Annotated in this window: 20 protein-coding genes; 15 read left to right on the forward strand and 5 right to left on the reverse strand. The window is 64.0% G+C overall.

Going from position 1 to position 22,298, the window contains the following annotated elements; genetic code table 11:
- Window positions 1-92 precede the first annotated feature (92 nt).
- The 6 genes from EET67_RS10990 to EET67_RS11015 all read left to right on the forward strand — a co-directional run bounded on the left by EET67_RS10990 (window position 93) and on the right by EET67_RS11015 (window position 7,523).
- Window positions 93-1,391 (forward strand): adenylosuccinate synthase, encoded by a 1,299-nt coding sequence (locus EET67_RS10990; RefSeq protein ID WP_128626226.1) that lies wholly within the window; start codon window positions 93-95, stop codon window positions 1,389-1,391.
- Window positions 1,392-1,454: 63 nt separating this feature from the next.
- Window positions 1,455-3,038 carry a hypothetical protein gene (locus EET67_RS10995; RefSeq protein WP_128626227.1) on the forward strand — a complete coding sequence of 528 codons (1,584 nt, stop codon included), beginning with the start codon at window positions 1,455-1,457 and terminating at the stop codon, window positions 3,036-3,038.
- A gap of 736 nt (window positions 3,039-3,774) precedes the next feature.
- Window positions 3,775-4,065 (forward strand): hypothetical protein, encoded by a 291-nt coding sequence (locus EET67_RS11000; RefSeq protein WP_128626228.1) that lies wholly within the window; start codon window positions 3,775-3,777, stop codon window positions 4,063-4,065.
- 193 nt (window positions 4,066-4,258) lie between these two features.
- Window positions 4,259-5,383, forward strand: coding sequence for an alanine racemase (gene alr / locus EET67_RS11005; RefSeq protein WP_128626229.1), 1,125 nt, complete (start codon window positions 4,259-4,261; stop codon window positions 5,381-5,383).
- A gap of 42 nt (window positions 5,384-5,425) precedes the next feature.
- Complete coding sequence (locus tag EET67_RS11010) at window positions 5,426-6,682, forward strand: D-amino acid dehydrogenase (RefSeq protein WP_128626230.1); 1,257 nt, start codon at window positions 5,426-5,428, stop codon at window positions 6,680-6,682.
- Between the two features lie 196 nt (window positions 6,683-6,878).
- Window positions 6,879-7,523, forward strand: a complete 645-nt coding sequence (locus tag EET67_RS11015; protein ID WP_128626231.1) for a hypothetical protein — start codon at window positions 6,879-6,881, stop codon at window positions 7,521-7,523.
- 12 nt (window positions 7,524-7,535) lie between these two features.
- On the opposite strand, the gene EET67_RS11020 is transcribed toward EET67_RS11015, so the two are convergent.
- Both EET67_RS11020 and EET67_RS11025 read right to left on the reverse strand, forming a co-directional pair.
- Complete coding sequence (locus EET67_RS11020) at window positions 7,536-7,916, reverse strand: cell division protein ZapA (RefSeq protein ID WP_128626232.1); 381 nt, start codon at window positions 7,914-7,916, stop codon at window positions 7,536-7,538.
- A 3-nt stretch (window positions 7,917-7,919) separates the two neighbouring features.
- Window positions 7,920-8,192, reverse strand: a complete 273-nt coding sequence (locus tag EET67_RS11025; RefSeq protein ID WP_128626233.1) for a DUF4164 domain-containing protein — start codon at window positions 8,190-8,192, stop codon at window positions 7,920-7,922.
- Between the two features lie 259 nt (window positions 8,193-8,451).
- Here EET67_RS11025 and tkt point away from each other — a divergent pair, with 259 nt between their 5' ends.
- From tkt to EET67_RS11050, 5 genes are all read left to right on the forward strand, one after another.
- Window positions 8,452-10,449, forward strand: a complete 1,998-nt coding sequence (gene tkt, locus EET67_RS11030) for a transketolase (RefSeq protein WP_128626234.1) — start codon at window positions 8,452-8,454, stop codon at window positions 10,447-10,449.
- 208 nt (window positions 10,450-10,657) lie between these two features.
- The gene (gap, locus tag EET67_RS11035) at window positions 10,658-11,668 is read left to right on the forward strand and encodes a type I glyceraldehyde-3-phosphate dehydrogenase (RefSeq protein ID WP_128626235.1); all 1,011 of its coding nucleotides are present in this window, start codon (window positions 10,658-10,660) and stop codon (window positions 11,666-11,668) included.
- Between the two features lie 197 nt (window positions 11,669-11,865).
- A complete protein-coding gene (locus EET67_RS11040) occupies window positions 11,866-13,704 on the forward strand; it encodes a potassium/proton antiporter (protein ID WP_128626236.1) in 1,839 nt (612 codons plus the stop codon).
- A gap of 104 nt (window positions 13,705-13,808) precedes the next feature.
- Window positions 13,809-15,005, forward strand: a complete 1,197-nt coding sequence (locus EET67_RS11045) for a phosphoglycerate kinase (protein WP_128626237.1) — start codon at window positions 13,809-13,811, stop codon at window positions 15,003-15,005.
- Between the two features lie 104 nt (window positions 15,006-15,109).
- On the forward strand, window positions 15,110-16,135 hold the full coding sequence (locus EET67_RS11050) for a class I fructose-bisphosphate aldolase (RefSeq protein ID WP_128626238.1): 1,026 nt from the start codon (window positions 15,110-15,112) through the stop codon (window positions 16,133-16,135).
- 48 nt (window positions 16,136-16,183) lie between these two features.
- Here the strand turns inward: EET67_RS11050 and EET67_RS25640 are convergent, their stop codons facing one another.
- A complete protein-coding gene (locus EET67_RS25640; RefSeq protein ID WP_165899864.1) occupies window positions 16,184-16,345 on the reverse strand; it encodes a hypothetical protein in 162 nt (53 codons plus the stop codon).
- Window positions 16,346-16,495: 150 nt separating this feature from the next.
- Between EET67_RS25640 and EET67_RS11055 the strand changes: the two genes are divergently transcribed.
- The 4 genes from EET67_RS11055 (at window position 16,496) to EET67_RS11065 (ending at window position 20,239) form a co-directional block, all read left to right on the forward strand.
- The gene (locus tag EET67_RS11055; RefSeq protein ID WP_128626239.1) at window positions 16,496-18,418 is read left to right on the forward strand and encodes a propionyl-CoA synthetase; all 1,923 of its coding nucleotides are present in this window, start codon (window positions 16,496-16,498) and stop codon (window positions 18,416-18,418) included.
- A 112-nt stretch (window positions 18,419-18,530) separates the two neighbouring features.
- Window positions 18,531-18,704: a hypothetical protein gene (locus EET67_RS25645; protein ID WP_165899865.1), complete on the forward strand. Its 174-nt coding sequence runs from the start codon at window positions 18,531-18,533 to the stop codon at window positions 18,702-18,704.
- Window positions 18,705-18,776: 72 nt separating this feature from the next.
- Window positions 18,777-19,358, forward strand: a complete 582-nt coding sequence (locus EET67_RS11060; protein ID WP_128626240.1) for a DJ-1/PfpI family protein — start codon at window positions 18,777-18,779, stop codon at window positions 19,356-19,358.
- A 161-nt stretch (window positions 19,359-19,519) separates the two neighbouring features.
- Window positions 19,520-20,239 (forward strand): helix-turn-helix transcriptional regulator, encoded by a 720-nt coding sequence (locus EET67_RS11065; RefSeq protein WP_128626241.1) that lies wholly within the window; start codon window positions 19,520-19,522, stop codon window positions 20,237-20,239.
- Between the two features lie 337 nt (window positions 20,240-20,576).
- On the opposite strand, the gene EET67_RS11070 is transcribed toward EET67_RS11065, so the two are convergent.
- Both EET67_RS11070 and EET67_RS11075 read right to left on the reverse strand, forming a co-directional pair.
- Entirely contained in the window at window positions 20,577-21,125 is a 549-nt protein-coding gene (locus tag EET67_RS11070; RefSeq protein ID WP_128626242.1) for a GreA/GreB family elongation factor, read from the reverse strand.
- 450 nt (window positions 21,126-21,575) lie between these two features.
- Window positions 21,576-22,289: a glutamine amidotransferase gene (locus tag EET67_RS11075; RefSeq protein ID WP_128626243.1), complete on the reverse strand. Its 714-nt coding sequence runs from the start codon at window positions 22,287-22,289 to the stop codon at window positions 21,576-21,578.
- Between the last annotated feature and the right edge of the window lie 9 nt (window positions 22,290-22,298).

Consider the following 22,298-nt stretch of genomic DNA (forward strand, 5'->3'; position numbering starts at 1 on the left):
GAATGGTCGCGTTCGGCGAACCTTGACGTTATAGAGGCCTGTCGTTTTTACATGCAAGCCGGCCAGCCGGCAGCGTTTGAAGGAAAGATATCATGGCCAATGTGGTGGTCGTCGGTTCCCAGTGGGGTGATGAAGGCAAGGGCAAGATCGTCGACTGGCTGTCCGAGCGCGCCGACGTCGTTGTGCGGTTCCAGGGCGGCCACAATGCCGGCCATACGCTCGTCGTCGACGGCAAGGTCTACAAGCTGTCGCTGCTGCCGTCCGGCATCGTGCGCGAGGGCAAGCTTTCCGTCATCGGCAACGGCGTGGTGTTCGATCCGCACGCCTTCGTGGCGGAAGCCGAGAAATTGCGCGCCCAGGGCGTGTCGGTCACGCCCGATCGCCTGAAAATTGCCGAAAACACCGCGCTTATCCTGTCGCTTCATCGCGAGCTCGACGGATTCCGCGAAGACGCGGCCTCCAATTCGGGCACCAAAATCGGGACAACCCGCCGCGGCATCGGACCGGCCTATGAAGACAAGGTCGGCCGGCGCGCGATCCGGGTTATGGATCTGGCTGACTTGGACACATTACCGCAAAAGGTCGACCGCCTGCTCACGCATCACAATGCGCTGCGCCGCGGGCTCGGCCATGCCGAAGTCAAGCACGCCGCGATCATGCAGGAACTGACATCGGTGGCCGATGCCATCCTGCCCTACATGGACCGGGTCTGGAAAATCCTCGACGACAAGCGCCGCGCCGGCGAGCGCATCCTGTTCGAGGGCGCGCAGGGCACTCTGCTCGACATCGACCACGGCACCTATCCTTTCGTCACCTCCTCCAACACGGTGGCTGGCCAGGCCGCTCCCGGCTCGGGCATGGGGCCGGACGCCATCGGCTATGTGCTGGGCATCACCAAGGCCTATACCACCCGCGTCGGCGAAGGCCCCTTCCCGACCGAGCAGAACAACGAGATCGGCGAATTCCTCGGCACCAAGGGCCGTGAGTTCGGCGTCGTCACCGGGCGCAAGCGCCGCTGCGGCTGGTTCGATGCGGTGCTGGTGCGCCAGGCGGTGGCGGTGAACGGCATCAGCGGCATTGCGCTGACCAAGCTCGACGTGCTCGACGGGCTCGACGAGATCAAGGTCTGCACCGGCTACAGGCTCGACGGCCAGGAGATCGACTACCTGCCGGCAAGCCAGGGCGCGCAGGCTCGCGTCGAGCCGATCTACGAGACGCTGGAAGGCTGGCAGGGCACCACGGCCGGCGCACGCAGCTGGAACGACCTGCCTGCCCAGGCGGTCAAATATGTCCGTCATATCGAGGAACTCATCGGCGCGCCGGTGGCGCTTCTGTCCACCAGCCCCGAGCGCGACGACACCATACTTGTGACGGATCCGTTCCAAGACTAACTTCGTCCCCTTCCTGGGGGCACCGGCGCGGCGGCCGGCAGGAAACCACAGGTCGACAAAAGCATGGCAGATTTCGTTGCGGTTCTGAAAAAGACGCTGGACGGGCTGAACGATCCGACGCCCGAACTGCGCCAGAGGGTCTATGACAAGGCCCGGGCGACGATTTCCGCGAAGCTGGCCGCCATCACGCCGCCGCCGCCCAAGGCCGTCGCCGAGCGGCAGAAGCGCGCGCTGGAAGACGCCATCGCCACGGTCGAGCAGCAATATCCCGACCGGCCGGGACCGAAAATCAGTCCCGACCCGCTGGCGGAGCTCGATGACGTCTTTGCCTCGATAGAGCGCCAGAAGAAGGACCCGCCGAAGAAGGCGGACGCCGAAAGCATCGATCCGGTGCCGCCCGCAGCGGAGCCTGCCGCCGAACCTGAGCCCGAACCGGAAAGCCCGCCGCCGCCCGAGGTCGAAAGCCTGCCCGAGCCGAAAGCGGAAAGCTGGCCCAAGACTACTCCCGTTGTCGCGCCGCCTCCCCCGGCACCGGACGCTCCCGACGACGATGTGTTGCCTGCCCCCTCCCAGGGGTTCGGTCACGAACCCGGCTATGAACCGCAACAAGACAATGATCCGTTCGCCTCAGCGGAGGATGAACGCGAGCACACATACCAGCGCAAGCGTGGCTATGGGCTGATCGCGGCCCTGGTCGCAATCGCGGCCCTTGCCGCCGGCGGCTACGGCATCTGGCTCAACAAGGAAGCGCTCTTCGGCCCGAATGCGCCGGCACCGGTGGCCGCCGCGCCGGAACAGCCCGCCTCGCCGCAGCAGCCCGCTGACGAGCCTGCCACCGAGACGGCGGCGCTGCCGCCGGCCGAGGAAGAACCGGCACCGGTCGCCGAGGAGCCTGCGACGCCGCAGAAATTCACCCAGCGCCTGACGCCCGAGGGCAAGGAGATCGATGCCGGACCGGCGGGCGGCGCCACCTCGCTCGGCGAGGGAACCTCGCTTGCGGCCGTCACCCAGCCGCCGGCCGGATCGACGTCGCCCCAGCCGCAAGAAGCCCCGTCCGCTTCCGAGCCCAGTGTCGCCGTCGGCCAGCGCGCCATCTTCTATGAGGAGCGCACCAATGTCGCCCAGGGCTCGGCCGAGCCGGGCAGCATCGTCTGGTCCCTCGTGCAGGAATCGCCGGGCGGCGACCTGCCGCCTGAGCCGGCCATCCGCGCCGAGGCGACCATTCCGGGCAAGGATGTGCAGTTGCGCATGACCATCCGCCGCAATGCCGACCAGACGCTGCCGGCAAGCCACATCATCGAGGTCATTTTCCTCACCCCGGAAGGCTTCGAGGGCGGCGGCATCGAAAACATATTGCGCGTGTCGATGAAGGGTTCCGAACAGGAAGCCGGCAGCCCGCTGATCGGCATTCCCGCCAAGATCGCCGACGGCTTCTTCCTCATCGCCCTCAATGACGGCAAGGCCGAGATCGACGCCAATATGACCCTGCTGCGCCGCCAGAGCTGGATCGACGTGCCGGTGATCTATAAATCCGGCCGCCGTGCCCTGTTCACCATGGAAAAGGGCATTCCCGGCCAGAAGGCGTTCGAAGAGGCGATCAAGGCGTGGCAGGAAGCCGCCAGCGCCGAGGGCGAAGGCAACGGCTGAACCCCTGCCATGACAGCGTGACCTCCCCCTGAGGACAGGGGAATCGCTTATGGCGCGACCGACCCCCACTCCGCCTCGCTTCGCTCGCCACCTCTCCCCCTCAAAAGGGGAGAGGAAAGGTGCCAGCTTAGCGGAGGGCGCTTCCTCTCCCCCGTCGAACGGGGGAGAGGTGGTTTGCAAAGCAAACCGGAGTGGGGGTCGAATTCCACAGCAATTCCCCTGCCCGTGTGGGGAAGATGTCCGGCAAGACAGCGGGGGCGAGGGAACCGCTAACCCGCACCGGCATCGCCTTTCAGAAGCTCGTTCGCAACGATAAGGCGGCGTCGCGCAGGCGAGATCTGGACAGAATCCATCCACCTTCGCCCGCAAGCCCTTGCTTTGCCTGCTTTCCGACATTGCAGCCGCACTTTCTTATCCCCACCCCTCGCGTCCTCTTCCATAATCCCCGCATCGCCCTCGCGGGAACACGGGTCATGAACCGAATGAGCGTGGAGGGGACGGTGCCGGATCGGTCGCACAACGGTATGCGGCTGGGTGATGAGCCCTCAGGTCCGGGCCTTGGAGAACGGCCTTGCCGGCAGGAGCCGGCATCCCGAACTCGAGGCAAGAACACCGGCGGACGCATGGGTGGCGTGCCGTAAAAATCAACAATGAGAGGCACGCCCCATGCGTCCGCTTCCCGGTCCGTTTCGGCCGCGGGCAGGATTTTCGCGTGCCCGCTTTCCTGGAGATCGACATGAGCAAGGCCAATTCCTCCCCCACCCACACCCCTTCCGACGCCGGGAAGCGCGTCATTCCCCCTGCGCTGCTGCGGGCGATACTTCTCGCGTGCCGAATTTCCGGCACCCGCCAGGGTGCGCCCGCTCGCTGCCGCCGCCAGATTTGCCGCAAAGAGCGTCGCTGCCGTGCCACACTGGATAAGGCCGGCGACCTCCATTGCCCCGGCGGACTGAAGGCGGAGACCACGGACGAAGTCTTCGACATGCTGCTTTTCCTGTATCTGCTCGGCCAGAAACGTCCCATCTGAGCCAATAGGCAAACCAGCTGTGCATCAGTTGCCCTCTTGCAGTGCAATCATTCCCGAACTATGGAAGCAGCACGAGCATGATCCGCGAAGAAACGGAATTTTTCAGATAAGATCATGCATCATTTGACGATTTAAAGCAGGATTGCGTCGTTTCAACATGGACTTGTCCCGGATTAAGGACCATTTTGCCGATATGAGGGCGCCCGACCGAAAGATCACGGAGTCGAATCTGGCCGAGGCCGGTGCGATCCTGACGATCGATCTCGACGTGGTGCGCGCCAATTATCGCCTGCTCAAGCAGCGTCTGGGCAGCGTGCGCTGCGCCGGCGTGGTCAAGGCCGATGCCTATGGGCTCGGCGCGGCCGAGGTCGCCCAGGCGCTTGCAAGCGAGGGCTGCGACACCTTCTTCGTCGCCCATGTCCGCGAAGGCGTGGTGCTGCGCGACGTCCTCGGGCCGCGCCCGGAAATCTACGTGCTCAACGGCACTCCTCCAGGCGCCGAGACGGCCTGTGCCACGGCCGGCCTCACCACGGTCGTCAACAGCCTCGAACAGCTTGCCGCATGGCGCGGCACGGCCAAGGTGCTGGGCCGGCCCCTGCCGGCGGCGCTTCAGGTCGATAGCGGCATGTCGAGGCTGGGCCTGGCGCCGGAAGAGGTCGAAGAGATCGCAGCCGACAAGAGCCTGCTCGACGGGATCGAGGTCAGGCTGGTGATGAGCCACCTTGCCTGTGCCGACGAGCCCGAACATCCGGCCAATGCGGCACAGAAGGAGGCATTCGACCTGCTGCGGGCAAGTTTGCCGGCAGTACCGGCCTCACTCGCCAATTCCTCGGGCATTTTCCTCGGGGCGGACTATCATTACGATCTCGCCCGGCCGGGGGCGGCCCTTTACGGCATCAACCCGACGCCGTCGCGTCCCAATCCGATGCGTCCCGTCATCCATCTCGCCGCCAAGGTCATCCAGACGCGCCAGCTGCCGGCTTCGGTCGGGGTCGGCTATGGCCACAGCTTCCGCACGCAAAAGCCGATGCGCGCCGCCACCATCTCGCTGGGCTATGCCGATGGCTGGCATCGCCGTGCCGCGGCCGGGGCCTATTTCGCCGAGGTCAGGCTGCCTTTCATCGGGCGCGTGTCAATGGACAGCATCATCATCGACATCTCCGCCCTGCCGGAGGGCGCGCTTGCCGCCGGCGACCTGGTCGAGATCATCGGGCCGCACCAGCCTGTCGATGTCGTGGCCGGCCATGCCGGCACGATCGGCTATGAGGTGCTGACCGATCTCGGCCATCGTTTTCATCGCATTTACAAGCACGCCTGACCCTCAGCGGGCTGGCACAGACGGATTCTAAGGGGCATTCGCATGAAAGTTCTGGTTCTGGGAAGCGGCGTCATCGGCGTCACCACCGCCCACTACCTCGCAGCCGCAGGCCATGAGGTCGAGGTGATCGACCGCCAGAACGGACCGGCGCTGGAGACCAGTTTCGCCAATGCCGGGGAGGTTTCTCCCGGCTATTCCTCTCCCTGGGCGGGGCCGGGCGTTCCGGTCAAGGCGATCAAGTGGATGTTGATGCGCTACGGCCCGCTGGTGGTGCGTCCGCACCTCGACCCGGCAATGTGGTCGTGGATGTTCAAGATGCTGCGCAACTGCACCTCGGCCCGCTACGCCGTCAACAAGGCCCGCATGGTGCCCATCGCCGAATACAGCCGCGACTGCCTGATGGCGCTGCGCCAGCTGACCGGCGTGCATTATGACGAGCGCAGCAAGGGTACATTGCAGCTTTTCCGGCTGCAAAAGCAGCTCGACGGCATCGGCGGTGACGTCGAGGTGCTGAAGAAGTTCGGCGTGCCCTTCGAAGTGCTCGACCAGAAAGGCTGCATCGCGGCAGAGCCGGCGCTTGCGGCCGTGCGCGAGAAGTTTGTCGGCGGCCTGCGCCTGCCCAATGACGAGACCGGCGATTGCCAGATGTTCACCGAGGCGCTTGCCGCCCATTGCGCGGGCAAGGGCGTCAATTTCCGCTTCGACGTCACGATCGACAAGTTCGTCGCCGAGGGCGGCAGGATCACCGGCGTGGCCACCAGCGCCGGCTTGTTGACGGCCGATGCCTATGTGGTCGCGCTCGGCAGCTATTCGCCCATCCTGCTCAAGCCGCTCGGCCTTTCCGTGCCGGTCTATCCGGTCAAGGGCTATTCCATGACGGTGCCGATCACCAATCCGGAGGCCGCCCCGGTTTCGACGGTGATGGACGAAACCTACAAGATCGCCATCACCCGGCTTGGCGACCGCATCCGCGTCGGCGGCACCGCCGAAATCGCCGGCTATGACCTCAGGCTGCATCAGGCCCGCCGCGAGACGCTGGAGCACTCGGTTTGCGACCTGTTCCCCAATGGCGGCGCGGTCAAGCAGGCCAGCTTCTGGACCGGCCTGCGGCCGATGACGCCGGATGGCCCTCCCATCATCGGCCAGACGTGCTATGGCAATCTCTACCTCAACACCGGCCACGGCACTCTGGGCTGGACGATGGCCTGCGGCTCGGGCCAGGTGCTTGCCGACATCATGTCGGGCCGCAAGCCGGAGATCGATGCCAGCGTGCTCAACCTGAGCCGCTACGCGGCTTAGGTCGAGTTTTCAGGGTCTCGCGATCCTGCAGCAAGGCCTGAAGTCATGGCCCGCGCCGGCCGTGACTGTGTCCTTTGGGACGCAGGTCGGAAAAAATCGCGCCAGGCCGAGTGCGCGCGCGGCAGGACTCTTGTGCTTGCGTCTCCCGTACCTGAACAATCGCCACACGCATCGAGGGTGAGTCGGGGACCGAATCATGTATGGAATGCGACCTGTATTCGCCGCAATGGCGCTTGCGGCATCGGTTGGTTGCGGCTTTGCCGATGATAGCTCGCCCTTCATCTATTTCGCGACGGAAGATCCCTTCACTACCGGCCAGCCGACGAAGAGCGACGTTCTTATATTTGGCGGCGTCTTCGCCTCGGGCTCCTTCGGCAACACGATCAATGCCTTCAACGCGGACTACACCGACAATTACCTGGCCGGCGTGTCCTTCGGGCGTGACTTCTTCGATCTGGGGACCGGCTTCATGCTCGGCGGCGTGGTCGGAACAGCGGTACGATTTGGCGATGACGACGACACCACCGGCGAACTATGGGCGGGCGTGCGCCTGCGCCACCAGGGGCTGGTCATCGGCGATCTGGCGATCTCGCCGGCGCTGGTGGTCGGCCTGAGCGCCGTCACCGGCCCGACCGAGATCGAGCGCCAGCGTGAAATCCACTATGACGGCGATGCGTCCTTCCTCGGTTTTGTCGGCCCGGAACTGTCCTTGCGGCTGCGGCAGGCGCCTAATTTCGAGCTGGTCTATCAACTCCACCACCGCTCCGGCGCCGACGGCACCTTCGGCAATATGGGCGAAGGCTCCAATGCGAGCATTCTCGGCGTCCGCTATCGTTTTTAACCCTGAAAGGCTCTACGCCTCGGCCTCGGGCGGCTTGCGGATGGTAAGGCGTGCCGCCAAGTCTTCCATGCGCTGCGCCAGCCCGGCAAGCGCGCCGGTCAGCGCGGCATCGTTCTTGTCGGCCTTGGTCAGCGCATCGTCGCGGGTCTTGCGCAGCGTGCCGATCTCGCTTTCCATGCCCTTTACGCGCTTCTGCAACTCCGTCAGCTCGTCCATGACCATGATGCCGGCCATGACGGTGACGCGCTGGTCGCCGATCTCGCCGAAGGATTCCTTCAGATGCGAGACATAGCGGTCGAACCGCTCGGCCAGGCCGATCAGATGGTCTTCCTGGCCTTCGTCGCAGGCCATCCGATAGGCCTTGCCGTCGATCATGACTGTAACCTGGGCCATTTTCTACCTGTCCAGTACCGCTCGAATGGTTTCCATTGCCGTCACCAGCCGGCGCGAAACCTCCTTGTTGGCCTCTTCCAGCCGTTCGGCGCGGGCCTCGGAATTGTCGAGCTCCTGCGCCAGGCGGCCGCGATCGGCATTCATGCGTTGAACTTCAGCTTCGGCTTCCAGATAGTCCTGCTCATGCTCCAGCCGTGCCGCCACGCTGTGTTCGAGCGTGTCGATCGCCTTGCCGAGCCGGCTGATCACCTCTTTGAGTGTTGTTTCCCCGGTCATGGCTCCGTCCGAACTCCCGCCCATCACCGAATCGTCCGCATTCAGAACGACTTACCGCAGAAACATTAGGCATCGTGCAAACGACCCGTCAACAAAGCGATTCGGCCTTTCCCCTGCTAAAGCCGCGCCTGGGTCTGCAAGGCGGTCAACTCTGTGGTGAAAAGCCAGCCATTTGTTGACTCGCGCGCGCCTGCTGTTATGTCTCCCGCAAATTTCCAGGCGGGCTACGGCCCCGAAAATATGGGTTTGGCGAGCGATCATGACCTCACGCGAAAAACACGACCGGATGGCCAATGCAATCCGTTTCCTGTCCATGGACGCGGTCGAAAAGGCGAATTCCGGCCACCCCGGCCTGCCAATGGGGGCCGCCGATATCGCCACCGTGCTCTATACGCGCTTCCTCAAGCACGATCCGAGCACCCCTTCCTGGGCCGACCGCGACCGCTTCGTGCTGTCGGCCGGGCATGGCTCGATGCTGCTTTATTCGCTGCTCTATCTGACCGGCTATGAAGACATCACCATCGACGAGATCAAGAATTTCCGCCAGCTTGGCTCGCGCACGGCCGGCCATCCCGAATATGGCCATGCCGCCGGCATCGAGACGACGACCGGGCCGCTGGGGCAGGGCATCGCCAATTCCGTCGGCATGGCGCTTGCCGAACGCATCCTCAACGCCAAATTCGGCGACGACCTTGTCGACCACTATACCTATGTGCTGGCCGGCGACGGCTGCCTGATGGAAGGCATCAGCCAGGAAGCGATCGCGCTTGCCGGGCACCTGAAGCTCAACAAGCTTATCGTCTTCTGGGACGACAATGGCATCTCCATCGATGGCGCCGTATCGCTTTCGGATTCGACCGACCAGCCCGCCCGCTTCGCAGCCTCCGGCTGGAACACCACGCGTGTCGACGGTCATGACCCGGACGCAATCGCGGCCGCCATCCAGGCCGCGCAGAAATCCGACCGTCCGACGCTGATCGCCTGCAAGACGACAATCGGCTTCGGCGCACCGACAAGGGCTGGAACCAATAAGGCGCATGGCTCGCCGCTGGGTGCGGAAGAAATCGCCGGCGCCCGCAAGGCGCTGAACTGGCCCTATCCGCCGTTCGAGGTGCCTTCCGAAATCCTCGACGACTGGCGGCTGGCCGGCCTCAACGCCGGCAAGAAGCGCAAGGATTGGGAAGACCGGCTCGCGGCCGCCGAAAGCGAGGTGCGCGCCGAATTCGAGCGGCGCATGCGCGGCGAACTGCCAGGCGGCTTCGACGAGACGATCGTGGAATACAAGCGCAAGCTTGCCGCCGACAAGCCCAAGGTTGCCACCCGCAAGTCCTCCGAGATGGCGCTGGAAGTCATCAATGGCGTGGTTCCCGAAACCATCGGCGGCTCGGCCGATCTCACCGGCTCCAACAATACCAAGACCAGCCAGACCAAGCCGATCACGCCTGGCGACTATGGTGGCCGCTATGTCTATTACGGTATCCGCGAGCACGGCATGGCTGCGGCCATGAACGGTATGGCGCTGCATGGCGGCGTCATCCCCTATTCGGGCACCTTCCTGACCTTCTCCGACTATGCGCGCCCGGCCATGCGGCTGGCCTCGCTGATGGGCATCCGCGTCATCTTCGTCATGACGCATGATTCCATCGGGCTTGGCGAGGACGGGCCGACGCACCAGCCGGTGGAGCATTTGGCGGCGCTGCGCGCCATCCCCAACCATCTGGTGTTCCGCCCAGCTGATGCTACCGAAGCCGCCGAATGCTGGCAGCTTGCGCTCGAACAGACCAAGGCGCCGTCGACGCTGGCGCTGACCCGGCAGAACCTGCCGGCCATCCGCACCGATTTCGTCGAGGAGAATCTGTGCGCCTATGGCGCCTACGAGCTGGCCACCGCCGAGGGCGAGGCCGCCGTCACCATCTTCGCCAGCGGTTCGGAGGTCGAGATCGCGCTTGCCGCCCGCACCCAATTGCAGGCGCATGGGCATCCGACCCGCGTGGTCTCGGTTCCCTGCTTCGAATTGTTCGAGCAGCAGAGCGAAAGCTACAAGGCCGCGCTCATCGGCACCGCGCCGGTCAAGGTCGGCATCGAGGCGGCGATAAGGCTCGGCTGGGACCGCTTCATCGGCACCGACGGCATCTTCGTCGGCATGCATGGCTTCGGCGCCAGCGCACCGATCGAAGCGCTCTACAAGCATTTCGGCATCACCGCCGAAGACACCGTCAAGGCGGTCGAGGCAAGGCTGCATCCGAAGGCCGGCTGATCGGTTCACGCCGTGAAATGGGCTGGTACAATATATCAGCCCACCCAATTCAAGCTTACGCTGGATTCTTCGGCCTGGCGTCGCTATGAAGCGGCTGCCAGCGCGCGAAGGCCGGGAAGCCGCTACGGTGATTTTCGGGCCCACGCAGCGCAGGCAACCGCCGCCCGCGCGAGGTCGCGCCTCATTTGCTTCCAGGGAAGAAACGAACATGACCGTCAGAGTTGCCATTAACGGATTTGGCCGCATTGGCCGCAATATTGTGCGCGCCATCTATGAATCGGGCCGCAAGGACATCGACGTGGTTGCCGTCAACGATCTCGGCCCGGTCGAGACCAACGCCCACCTGCTGCGTTATGACAGCGTGCATGGCCGCTTCCCGCATGAGGTCACGGTCGAGGGCGACCAGATCAACATCGGCACCGACAAGTTCAAGGTCACCGCGATCAAGGACCCGGCGCAACTGCCGTGGAAGGAACTCGGCGTCGATATCGCGCTGGAATGCACCGGCATCTTCACCTCCAAGGACAAGGCCTCCGCGCATCTTGCCGCCGGCGCCAAGCGCGTCATCGTCTCGGCACCTGCCGACGGCGCCGACCTGACGGTCGTCTATGGCGTCAACCACGACAAGATCGCCAAGGAGCACATGGTGATCTCGAACGCGTCCTGCACCACCAACTGCCTCGCGCCTGTCGCCATGGTGCTCAACAATGCCTTCGGCATCGAGAAGGGCTTCATGACCACCGTGCACGCCTATACCGGCGACCAGCCGACGCTCGATACCATGCACAAGGACCTCTACCGCGCCCGCGCCGCCGCCATGTCGATGATCCCGACCTCGACCGGTGCGGCCAAGGCTGTCGGCCTGGTGCTGCCGGAACTCAAGGGCAAGCTGGACGGCGTGTCAATCCGCGTGCCGACCCCGAATGTCTCGGTCATCGACTTCAAGTTCGTGTCGAAGAAGACTGTCACGGTGGAAGAGGTCAACCAGGTGCTGGTTGCCGCTGCCGACGGTCCGCTGAAGGGCGTGCTCGCCTACACCAAGGAGCCGCTGGTCTCGGTCGACCTCAACCACAACCCGGCTTCCTCCACCTTCGCGCTTGACCAGACCAAGGTCATCGACAGCAACCTGGTTCGCGTCATGTCGTGGTACGACAATGAATGGGGCTTCTCCAACCGCATGGCCGACACCGCCGCAGTCTTCGGCAAGCTCATCGCCTGAGCGGTCCTAGCATGCAACAATCCACGAAACGCCTGGCTTTTGCCGGGCGTTTTGCTTCAAATGGCGGCCGGGCGCCCCGCCTGACACAAAAAAATACGAATTCTGCGCCGAAGTCGCCGCAATTTCCTTGCGCGCCGCCTCATCTTCACCGCACTCTATTGTGAATTGGAGCGAGGAAGAGGGGGAACACGCCGCACATGGAGCAAGCGATCTATCTTGCGACGCTGGTGGCGACGGCACTTGTCCTCGCGGCGGCGTTTTCAAGCCTGATCGCCTTCCGCTTCGGCGCTCCCCTCCTGCTTCTGTTTCTCGGCATCGGCCTGCTCAGCGGGGCGGATGGGCTGGGCATCGAATTCGACAATGCGCATCTGGCCTATTTTGCCGGCTCGCTGGCATTGGCGGTGATCCTGTTCGATTCCGGCTTCGGCACGCCCACAATCGTCCTGCGCCAGGCAGCGCTGCCCGCATTGTCGCTGGCCACCGCCGGGGTCGCGCTCACCGCTGTCCTGTTCGGTATCGCCGCCCATGCGCTGACCAACTTCACCTGGCTTGAATCCTTCCTCCTGGGCACCACCGTCGCCTCGACGGACGCGGCGGCGGTTTTCTTCCTGCTGCGCGCCGGCAACGTCAATCTGCGCGACCGCGTGCGCTCGACGCTGGAAATCGAATCCGGCACCAATGACCCGATCGCGATTTTCCTGACGATCACCCTGGTCGAGATCATCGCGCTCGGCGCCGATCCGGAAGCTGACGTTCTGTTCTTCGACCTGGTGCTCGGCTTCTTCGTCACCATGGGCCTGGGGGCAGCGGTCGGCATATTGGGCGGCTTCATGATCGTTCGCCTGATCGAGCGGCTCAATCTCGACCGCGGCCTATTGCCGATCTTTGTGCTGACCTTGTCGCTGCTGGTCTTTGCCGGCGCCGGGGCTGTCGGCGGCTCGGGCTTCCTGGCCGTCTATCTCGCAGGCCTGGTCGCCGGCAATTCCCAGATAAGGGCGCAGTCGGCGCTCAAGCGGTTCCAGAGCGGCATGTCGTGGCTGGCGCAGATCATCATGTTCCTAGTGCTTGGGCTGTTTGCCACGCCGTCGCAATTTCCTGCGATCCTGCTGGTGTCGGTGGCGCTCGGCCTGTTCCTGATCTTCGTTGCCCGTCCCGTCGCCGTCTGGCTTTGCCTGAAGCCCTTCAATTTCGCCACGACCGAAACCGCCTTCATCTCCTGGGTCGGCCTGCGCGGCGCGGTGTCCATCCTGCTTGCCATCACCCCGCTGCTGGGCGGGCTGGAACATGGCAGGGCGATCTTCAACACCGCCTTCATCGTCGTGCTGGTCTCGCTCATCGTGCAGGGCTGGACTGTCGGCCCGATGGCCCGGCGGCTCGGCCTGGTGGTGCCGCCGCGCGGCGGTCCGCTGGAGAAGGTCGAGCTCGAGCTTCCGGGTTCTGCCCATCATGAGCTGCTGAGCTATCGGGTGATGCCCGGCAGCCCGGTGTTGCGCGGCGAACGCCTGCCGCGCTGGGCACGCCCCTCGCTTGTCGTGCGCGAAGGCAGGTCGCTCAAATTCCCGGATTTCGGCCGGCTGCTGGAGGGCGACCGCGTCTATATCTTCGTTTCCGACCGCTATCCGCCCCTGCTTGACCGGCTGTTCACCAGCAAGATGGAACTCGACCCGGAAGATGCGGAGTTCTTCGGTGCCTTCGCGGTCGATCCGGGCCGGCCGGCAACCGAACTCGACACTGCCTACAATGTCGGGCTGTCGGAAGCGGAGCTGAAGATGACGGTCGGCGATTTGCTGCTGACGCGGCTCGGCGGCTGGGCCGAATATGGCGATCGCCTGACGATGGGGCCGATCGAGCTGATCGTGCGCGACATCGACGAAAAAGGCCGCATAGCTGGCGTCGGCCTGTCATTCGAGCCAACGGAGCCCCAGCCGCTGGTGCCGAGACTGCTCGGTTCGGGCAATCTGCGGAGCGTCGTCGAGGCAGTCTTCGGCAAGCTGTCCGACAAACCGGCCAAGCAGGATGCCCATGATATCGGCTAGACCATGATGCCGCTGCAATTCGCCGCGGCACGATGCCGCTATCCAACTTGCATCGGGACCGGGGCTCTATAAAGTTTCGCAAGTTCAGCGAGGAGACCCCCCATATGCCCGCCTTCAAGACACTCGACGATATCGGCACGATCAAAGGCAAGCGCGTCCTGATACGCGTCGATCTCAACGTCCCGATGGCTGATGGCAAAGTGACCGACGCCACCCGCATCGAGCGGGTCGCCCCCACGATCAAGGAATTGTCGGCCAAGGGCGCAAAGGTCATCCTGCTTGCCCATTTCGGTCGCCCCAAGGGCGCCGCCGACCCCGCCTTTTCGCTTGAGCCGATCGCAGGTGCCACCGCCGAAGTTCTGGGCAAGACCGTTGCTTTCGCGGCCGACTGCATCGGCGACAAGGCGGCCAAGGCGGTTGAAGCGCTTTCGGACGGCGACATCCTGCTGCTTGAAAACACCCGCTTCCACAAGGGCGAGGAAAAGAACGAGCCGGACTTCGTCAAGCAGCTCGCGGCCAATGGCGATCTCTATGTCAACGACGCCTTTTCGGCCGCGCACCGCGCTCATGCCTCGACCGAGGGGCTCGCGCATCTGCTTCCGGCCTTTGCCGGCCGCACCATGCAGGCCGAACTGCAGGCGCTGGAAAAGGGCTTGGGCAGCCCGACCCGCCCGGTGGTCGCCATTGTCGGCGGCGCCAAGGTGTCCTCGAAGATCGACCTGCTGATGAACCTGGTCAAAAAGGTCGATGCGCTGGTCATCGGCGGCGGCATGGCCAATACGTTCCTTGCCGCGCGCGGCACCGATATCGGCAAATCGCTGTGCGAACACGATCTGGCCGCGACGGCCAAGCAGATCATGATCGAAGCGGCGCAATCCGGTTGTGCCATCATCCTGCCCTCCGACGGCGTTGTCGCCCGCGAGTTCAAGGCAGGGGCCGCCAATGAAACCGTCCCCATCGAGGCCGTTCCGGCCGATGCGATGATCCTCGATGTCGGTCCCAAGACCGTCGAGACCGTCAACCAGTGGATCGACCGCGCCGCAACTCTCGTCTGGAACGGCCCGCTCGGCGCCTTCGAGATCGAACCGTTCGACCGCGCCACCGTTGCTGCGGCGCGCCATGCGGCCAAGCGCAGCAAGGAGGGAACGCTGGTATCGGTTGCCGGCGGCGGCGATACGGTCGCGGCCCTCAACCATGCGGGTGCTGCAGACGACTTCACCTATGTCTCCACCGCCGGCGGCGCCTTCCTCGAATGGATGGAAGGCAAGGATTTGCCGGGCGTGGATGTGCTGAAGGGCTAGCACTGCTCGTCGCCTGCCTTTCAATCGGTTCAGGCCGGCCGGCGCCATTTTGTTGCGCCGGCAGCTCTGCTATGCCCTTTTGACCATTCCAAAAGGAGGCTTGCATGAGCGAACGTCTTGAGGAAATCGCCGCGGCGATGGTTGCCGAGGGAAAGGGCATCCTGGCCGCTGATGAAAGCAGCGGCACGATCAAGAAGCGCTTCGACGCCATCAATGTCGAATCCACCGCCGAAAACCGCCGCGACTATCGCGAACTGCTGTTCCGTTCCACCGAGGCGATGAGCAACTGCATCTCCGGCGTCATCCTCTATGACGAAACCATCCGCCAGAACGCCGCCGACGGCACTCCGTTGGTCGAAGTGATCAAGGCCACCGGCGCCATTCCCGGCATCAAGGTCGATGCCGGCGCCAAGCCGCTGGCCCTCTATCCGGGCGACACCATCACCGAAGGGCTCGACGGCCTGCGCGATCGGCTCGCCGAATATCATCGGCTCGGCGCACGCTTTGCCAAATGGCGCGCGGTGATCGATATCGACATTGCCGCGCGCGTGCCTTCGGCGGTCGCCATCGCCTCCAACTGCCACGCGCTTGCCCGCTATGCCGCGCTGTGCCAGGAGGCCGGCATCGTGCCGATCGTCGAGCCGGAAGTGCTGATGGACGGCGGGCATGACATCGACACCTGCTACGAAGTCACCAAGGCGGCGCTGACCAAGCTCTATGCCGAATTATTCGGCGCCCGCGTCCTGCTCGAAGGTACGATCCTGAAGCCGAACATGGTCATCGCCGGCAAGAAATCAGGCAGGCAGAGCAGCCCGGAGGAAGTCGCCGAAAAGACGCTGAAGCTGTTTCGCGAGACAGTGCCGGTCGCTGTGCCCGGCATTGCGTTCTTGTCGGGCGGGCAGTCCGACGAGGAGGCGACAGCCAATCTCAACGCCATGAATGCGGCCGGACAGCAGCCATGGAGACTGACCTTCTCCTATGGCCGCGCGCTGCAGGCGGCGCCGCAAAAGGCATGGGCCGGCATGGCGGAGAATGTTGCCGCCGCCCAGGCCGCCTTCAGCCACCGCGCCCGCATGAACAGCTTGGCGACGCTGGGCCAGTGGCGGCCGGATCTCGAACAGGCGGCATGAGTGCCGTTTTTCGTGTTGCCGAGAAAGGAATGCGATCGGCCGCGTGGCTCAGCCCATATGGCTGGCCACCACGGTGACGCCGATGGCGACCATCGCTATCAGGGCCAGCTTCCAGAAATCGCGGCGCTGCCTCAGCCCCGGCAGGCCGAGCGGCTTGATGATCTGGATGGCCATGATGGCCAGGAAAACGAGCGACAGCGCCTTGGTCATGTTTCGTCTTTGATCAGCAATGCGATGCGCTGTCAAAGCAGTAAGCCGCCTTCATGCGGCATTTTGGCCCCGGGGATTTAGCCCTTAGTCAGATGGACGCCGGACAAGGGTTTTCGATAAAATCGAAGATGACAGGCATGGGAGAGCATGATGACGGCTTCGCGCTATCATGAGGTTTATGAAAGCTGGAAACGCGACCCGGAGGCGTTCTGGGCCAAGGCCGCCGAAGCCATCGACTGGGACCGCAAATGGGACAAGGTCTTCGCTGCCGATGAAGGCGTCTATGGCCGCTGGTTTTCCGGTGCGCTGTGCAACACCTGCCACAATGCCGTCGACCGTCACGTCGCCTCCGGCCGCGCTGACCAGCCGGCGCTGATCTATGACAGTCCTGTTACCGGCACCAAGCGCAGCTATAGCTATGCCGAGTTCAAGGCCGAAGTGGTGGCGCTCGCCGCCGTGTTGCAGGACCAGGGCGTCGCCAAGGGCGACCGCGTCATCATCTATATGCCGATGATCCCGCAGGCGGTCTTTGCCATGCTGGCCTGTGCGCGGCTCGGCGCCGTGCATTCGGTGGTGTTCGGCGGCTTTGCCGCCAAGGAACTGGCCACCCGCATCGACGACTGCGCACCCAAGCTGGTCATATCGGCCTCCTGCGGCATCGAGCCGGGCCGCGTCATCGCCTATAAGCCGCTGCTCGACGGCGCCATCGAGATGGCGCGCAACAAGCCGGAGCATTGCATCATCGTCCAGCGCGAGCAGCTCGGCTGCGAACTTATCGCCGGGCGCGACATCGACTATGCCACGAGCACAGAGGCCGCCAAGGCTGCCGGCCGTGACGTACCTTGCGTGCCGGTCGCTGCCACCGATCCGCTCTACATCCTCTACACCTCCGGCACGACCGGCCAGCCCAAGGGCGTCATCCGCGACAATGGCGGCCATATGGTCGCGCTGAAATGGTCGATGGACAATCAGTTCGGCATCGAACCCGGCGAAGTGTTCTGGGCGGCCTCCGATGTCGGCTGGGTGGTCGGCCACTCCTACATCGTCTATGCGCCGCTGCTGCATGGCTGCACGACGATCCTGTTCGAGGGCAAGCCGATCGGCACGCCCGATGCCGGCACCTTCTGGCGAGTGATCTCCGAGCATGGCGCGGTGTCGCTATTCACCGCGCCGACCGCCTTCCGCGCCATCAAGAAGGAAGACCCGAAGGGCGAATTCATCCCCAAATACGACCTGTCGAAATTCCGCACGCTGTTCCTTGCCGGCGAGCGCGCCGATCCGGAGACGGTCAAATGGGCCGAGCAGAGGCTGGGTGTGCCGGTCATCGACCATTGGTGGCAGACCGAGACCGGCAGCCCGATCAGCCAGAATCCGGTCGGGTTGGGACTGTTGCCGGTCAAATATGGTTCCCCCGGCGTGCCGATGCCCGGCTATGACGTGCAGATCCTCGACGATGCCGGCCTGCCGGTGCCGCATGGCACGCTCGGCAATGTCGTAGTCAAGCTGCCGCTGCCGCCCGGCTGCCTGCCGACGCTGTGGCATGCCGACGAGCGCTTCCACCAGGCCTATCTCAATGAGTTTCCCGGCTACTACAAGACGGCTGACGCCGGCTATATTGATGACGAGGACTATCTCTTCATCATGGCGCGCACCGACGACATCATCAATGTCGCCGGCCATCGCCTGTCCACCGGCGCGATGGAGGAAGTGGTCGCCGAACATCCGGACGTCGCCGAATGCGCCGTGGTGGGCATCGGCGATGCGCTGAAGGGCCAGGTGCCTTGCGGCTTCGTGGTGCTGAATTCGGCGGCGACGCGCGATTTCCAGACCATCGAGAAGGAGGTGATCGCCCTGGTGCGCGAGCGCATCGGCGCGGTCGCGGCGCTGAAACTGGTGATCGCCATCAAACGCCTGCCCAAGACCCGCTCGGGCAAGGTGCTGCGCGCCACCATGCAGAAGATCGCCGATAACGAGCCGTGGAACATGCCGGCCACGATCGACGATCCGGCGATCCTCGACGAAATCACGGCAGCGCTGCAAGCCCGCGGGCTGGGGGTCGCGCAGTCGGCCTGAAGCGTGCGCTTCCCTCCTCCGGTCGAAGCCGGAAAGAACCTGCACAACTCCTGACGCACTGCTGTCAGGAGGGGTGTGGGATAGTTCCTCCGTCACCCAAGGAGGACCTGTCATGGCCCATTTCACACCCGGCCTGCTGCGCACAGCCAGGCATTATTTCGGCAAGATCAGCACCCTGCGCGCCGAAATCCGCACCATCCGCTTCATGAATTCGCTACCGGCCGACATCCGCAAGGATATAGGCTGGCCGGAACGCTATGCGGAGCGTCACGCCGATCATCGGTGACCGAAGCATGATCCCGAAAAGCTGTAGGCTTTTCGGACAAGGTCATGCGTCAAAGCAAACAAGGAGCATGTCATGCCGTCCGCCAAGACCATCGGGTTTCTTTTCATCGATCGCTTCGCCGACTGGGAATATGGCCTGCTGTCGGCTTCCGCGGTCGAGTGGTTCGGTGCCCGCGCGGTATCGCTGACGCCGACGGGCGAGCCGGTGGTCTCGGCGAGCGGCTTCCGACTGGTGCCCGACCGCGGCGCCGATCCGGCCGAAAATGCCGATCTCGGCGCCATCGCGATGATCGGCTCCGACGTCTGGACCGGCAAGGCGACACCGGACGTCTCGGCACTGCTGTGCACCATCGACGAGCGCAAAGGCGTCGTCGGTGGTATCTGTGCCGGCACGCTCGCGCTGGCGCGCGCCGGCCTGTTCGCCAAGGCAAAACACACCAGCAACGGGCGTGACTGGATCCTGAAACACGAGCCGGACTATGAAGGTGCCGGCAATTATCAGGATGTCGCCCATGCCGTTGCCGATGGCCGCATCGTGTCGGCGCCGGGCTCGGCGCCCGGCACTTTCGCCCATGCCTTCCTCTCGGCCCTCTATCCGGATCGCTCGGCCGAGCTTGGCGAAATGAAGGCGCTGTTTGCGAAGGAATATTCCTGACACTCCTGACAATATGCTGTCAGGAGTGAAGTGCCATTGTGACGGCCGACAACCAGCTTTGCCTGGCCCATGCAATGGCAGCGACGCGCCGATTTCATTCGGGCGGCCACCGCGCTATTGTCGGGCACGGCAAAAGCGCAAAGGCCCGACAGGATAGAACGATGCGACGCGCCGACAGGCTCTTTCAGATCGTCCAGCATTTCCGCGGCGGCCGGCTGGTCACCGCCCAGAAGCTCGGCCAATGGCTCGAAGTCTCCGAGCGCACCATCTATCGCGACATTGCCGACCTGCAGTCCACCGGTGTGCCCATCGATGGCGAGGCCGGCGTCGGCTACATCATGAGGGAAGGTTTCGACCTGCCGCCGCTTATGTTCACACGCGATGAGATCGTGGCGCTGGTTGCCGGGGCACGCATGGTGCGGGCCTTTGGCGGGGCCGCCATGGCGCGGGCCGCCGATGAGGCGCTGGTCAAGATCGGCGCCGTGCTGCCGGACGCCGAGAAGGACCGCATCGCCCGCACCGAAATCCATACGCCGATGTGGGTGGTCAGCGATGCCGCGCGCGCCGCGATCGACATCATCGAGCGCGCGGTGGAAAAACGCGACGTGCTGACGCTCGACTATCGCGACGAGGCAGGCCGCCCGACGGCGCGCGATGTCCGTCCGCTCGGCCTGTGGTTCTGGGGCAAGGTCTGGACGCTGGTCGCCTGGTGCGAGATGCGCGACGATTTCCGCGCCTTCCGCATCGACCGCATCGACAAGCTCACCCTTGCAGGCCGCTCCTTCCGCCATGAACGCGGCAAGCAACTCGCCGACTTCTATCGCAGCATCGAGCGCGGTGAAGACACCGCCTATATTTCCGGCCGCTCGATGGGGAGCTGAAGCGGGCTAGGGTCAGGACTTGTTAATCTGGTCGAAATGGTGTGAGGCCCTCTGGCCGGATACGAGGAGCGAAGGCGCAGGAAGCCTGGAGGCTTTCAAGTCCTTCGCGACGACGTTGCCGGCCAGAGGGACCACATCCGCAGGACGCCGAAACGGCTGCGAACTGCCGCGTCGAAGCCCTCGGCCGATGGAACCACATCGACCATCGGCCTTCTCCTTGCATTTCCTTGCCGTTTCAGGCGCCATTTCGATCATATTAACAGGTCCTGACCCTAGATCGAAATGACCTTTCCTTGAATCGCCATCTCGATCTAAGCCCTTATTATTGAAGCATGATCTAAGCGGCCTGCGGGCCCGGATCGTCGTCCTCCGGCCCGTCGAATGCGGCCTGTGGCTGCGCTCGCCGGAAGGCGTGCAGGCTCACCACCTGTGCCGTCGCGCCGGCGCCTGAGACGACAGAGCCCATCGTTGGCATGCATTCGCGCCTGTGGAGGTCGGCCTCAGGCTGGAAGGTGACCTGCTCGACGAGCAGGGTTTCGCCGCCTTTTCCGGGGTGTTCCACCGCGATGCTTTGCCCTTCCGACAGGCCCAACAGCCCCAGGCCGCGCGCCGTGCTGATAGAGATCACGCCTTCGGGAAGGTCCTCGCTGCCGCCCTGCACAAGCAGATGCGTTCCCGCCGGCTGCCCGTCGATGCTGTAGGCAACGCGGCTGTTAAGGGTGACCACCCCGGCGGGAATCTCGTCGCGAAAGACGACCCTTGCCGATTCAAGTTTTCGCCTGAGCAGTGCGGCAAGCGCTGCGTCGCCTGTGTCCATGCGCTCGCGCATGGTTTCCAGAATGGCGAAATCTTTCGAGGTTAGCAGGCAGTGAGGCTTGTCCGACATGACCGATCTCCACCAGGCGCATACCGACCCGGCGACAATAATGCGTTTTCTGGAGATACCCCTGGTCCGGTCCGTTGCGCGGCCCAGGGGTCAGGAGCCTGCGATCAGACTGCCAGCGTGGTTGCAGAAACGGCGTCGAACTCCGGGCACGAGATAAGTCTGATGCCGGCCGATCGCTTGACCGTCCTGCATCGCGCACCCGTCCTCCACCGCTGCCACAGCTTCAAGATCCGTCATGGTCACTTGCTCTGGATTTCCGACGCCACATGACTTGTTCGCGGCTGGAAATCTCGAAATGGAGGAATCGAATGAATTCGGTTCCCCTTCCATATCTCGAGCTTGCCTTATTTCCCTGTCTTGTCAAGGTGAGCGACCGAACGGGACTTTTTCGTGACGTAACTTTGAAAAGGCAAAAAATTACTTAGGAAAATACTGCCCCGCCGGCGGCTGTCACCGTGTCGGTTCGGGCTTGCCGAATACGGTGTGCAGGAACTCGACCAGCCAGCGCTTCAGATGCATGTCCCAGATCAGGCGCCCGCCGAGATGATCGCGGCCCTGCTGGGCGCCGGGCAATTCGAAGCGATGGGCGCCGCGCACGACCCAACGGTGCATCATCGCGCGCGTAAGCTCGGCGTGAAACTGGATCGCCCATGCGTTCTCGCCATAGCGGAAGGCCTGGTTCGGATAGGTTTCAGCCGTCGCCAGCAGGGTCGCGCCGGCGGGCAGGGAAAAGCCCTCGCGATGGAACTGATAGACCATTTCAGGCCAATGCATCAGCCGCTTGCCTTCCTCCGTGGCCTTCAACCCATACCAGCCGATTTCGACCAGCCCGTCGCCATGGCCTTCCACCTTGCCGCCGAGATGATTGACCAGCATCTGCGCACCCAGGCAGATGCCGAGAAAGGGTCGGTTTTCCCGGAGCGGGACCGCAAGCCAGTCGGTCTCGCGCCTGACGAATTCGTCGCCGTCATTGGCGCTCATCGGCCCGCCGAACATCACCGCACCGGCATGGTGCTCCAGCGTCTGCGGCAGCGGATCGCCGAGCGGCGGGCGCCTGATGTCGAGGTCGAAGCCGCTTTCCAGCAGGAGATGGCCGACCCTTCCAGGGCTTGAGGTTTCCTGGTGCAGGACAATCAGTAATTTCGGCCGTTGGCGTGGCGGCATGGTCGATGC

This window comes from Borborobacter arsenicus (assembly GCF_003934165.1).
Classification (GTDB): domain Bacteria; phylum Pseudomonadota; class Alphaproteobacteria; order Rhizobiales; family Rhizobiaceae; genus Pseudaminobacter; species Pseudaminobacter arsenicus.

Excerpts from the sequence above, each read along its gene's own strand:
- EET67_RS10990 (WP_128626226.1), top strand. The coding sequence starts at position 93 with ATGGCCAATGTGGTGGTCGTCGGTTCCCAGTGGGGTGATGAAGGCAAG.
- EET67_RS10995 (WP_128626227.1), top strand. The coding sequence starts at position 1,455 with ATGGCAGATTTCGTTGCGGTTCTGAAAAAGACGCTGGACGGGCTGAAC.
- EET67_RS11000 (WP_128626228.1), top strand. The coding sequence starts at position 3,775 with ATGAGCAAGGCCAATTCCTCCCCCACCCACACCCCTTCCGACGCCGGG.
- alr (WP_128626229.1), top strand. The coding sequence starts at position 4,259 with ATGAGGGCGCCCGACCGAAAGATCACGGAGTCGAATCTGGCCGAGGCC.
- EET67_RS11010 (WP_128626230.1), top strand. The coding sequence starts at position 5,426 with ATGAAAGTTCTGGTTCTGGGAAGCGGCGTCATCGGCGTCACCACCGCC.
- EET67_RS11015 (WP_128626231.1), top strand. The coding sequence starts at position 6,879 with ATGTATGGAATGCGACCTGTATTCGCCGCAATGGCGCTTGCGGCATCG.
- EET67_RS11020 (WP_128626232.1), bottom strand. The coding sequence starts at position 7,916 with ATGGCCCAGGTTACAGTCATGATCGACGGCAAGGCCTATCGGATGGCC.
- EET67_RS11025 (WP_128626233.1), bottom strand. The coding sequence starts at position 8,192 with ATGACCGGGGAAACAACACTCAAAGAGGTGATCAGCCGGCTCGGCAAG.
- tkt (WP_128626234.1), top strand. The coding sequence starts at position 8,452 with ATGACCTCACGCGAAAAACACGACCGGATGGCCAATGCAATCCGTTTC.
- gap (WP_128626235.1), top strand. The coding sequence starts at position 10,658 with ATGACCGTCAGAGTTGCCATTAACGGATTTGGCCGCATTGGCCGCAAT.
- EET67_RS11040 (WP_128626236.1), top strand. The coding sequence starts at position 11,866 with ATGGAGCAAGCGATCTATCTTGCGACGCTGGTGGCGACGGCACTTGTC.
- EET67_RS11045 (WP_128626237.1), top strand. The coding sequence starts at position 13,809 with ATGCCCGCCTTCAAGACACTCGACGATATCGGCACGATCAAAGGCAAG.
- EET67_RS11050 (WP_128626238.1), top strand. The coding sequence starts at position 15,110 with ATGAGCGAACGTCTTGAGGAAATCGCCGCGGCGATGGTTGCCGAGGGA.
- EET67_RS25640 (WP_165899864.1), bottom strand. The coding sequence starts at position 16,345 with ATGACCAAGGCGCTGTCGCTCGTTTTCCTGGCCATCATGGCCATCCAG.
- EET67_RS11055 (WP_128626239.1), top strand. The coding sequence starts at position 16,496 with ATGACGGCTTCGCGCTATCATGAGGTTTATGAAAGCTGGAAACGCGAC.
- EET67_RS25645 (WP_165899865.1), top strand. The coding sequence starts at position 18,531 with ATGGCCCATTTCACACCCGGCCTGCTGCGCACAGCCAGGCATTATTTC.
- EET67_RS11060 (WP_128626240.1), top strand. The coding sequence starts at position 18,777 with ATGCCGTCCGCCAAGACCATCGGGTTTCTTTTCATCGATCGCTTCGCC.
- EET67_RS11065 (WP_128626241.1), top strand. The coding sequence starts at position 19,520 with ATGCGACGCGCCGACAGGCTCTTTCAGATCGTCCAGCATTTCCGCGGC.
- EET67_RS11070 (WP_128626242.1), bottom strand. The coding sequence starts at position 21,125 with ATGTCGGACAAGCCTCACTGCCTGCTAACCTCGAAAGATTTCGCCATT.
- EET67_RS11075 (WP_128626243.1), bottom strand. The coding sequence starts at position 22,289 with ATGCCGCCACGCCAACGGCCGAAATTACTGATTGTCCTGCACCAGGAA.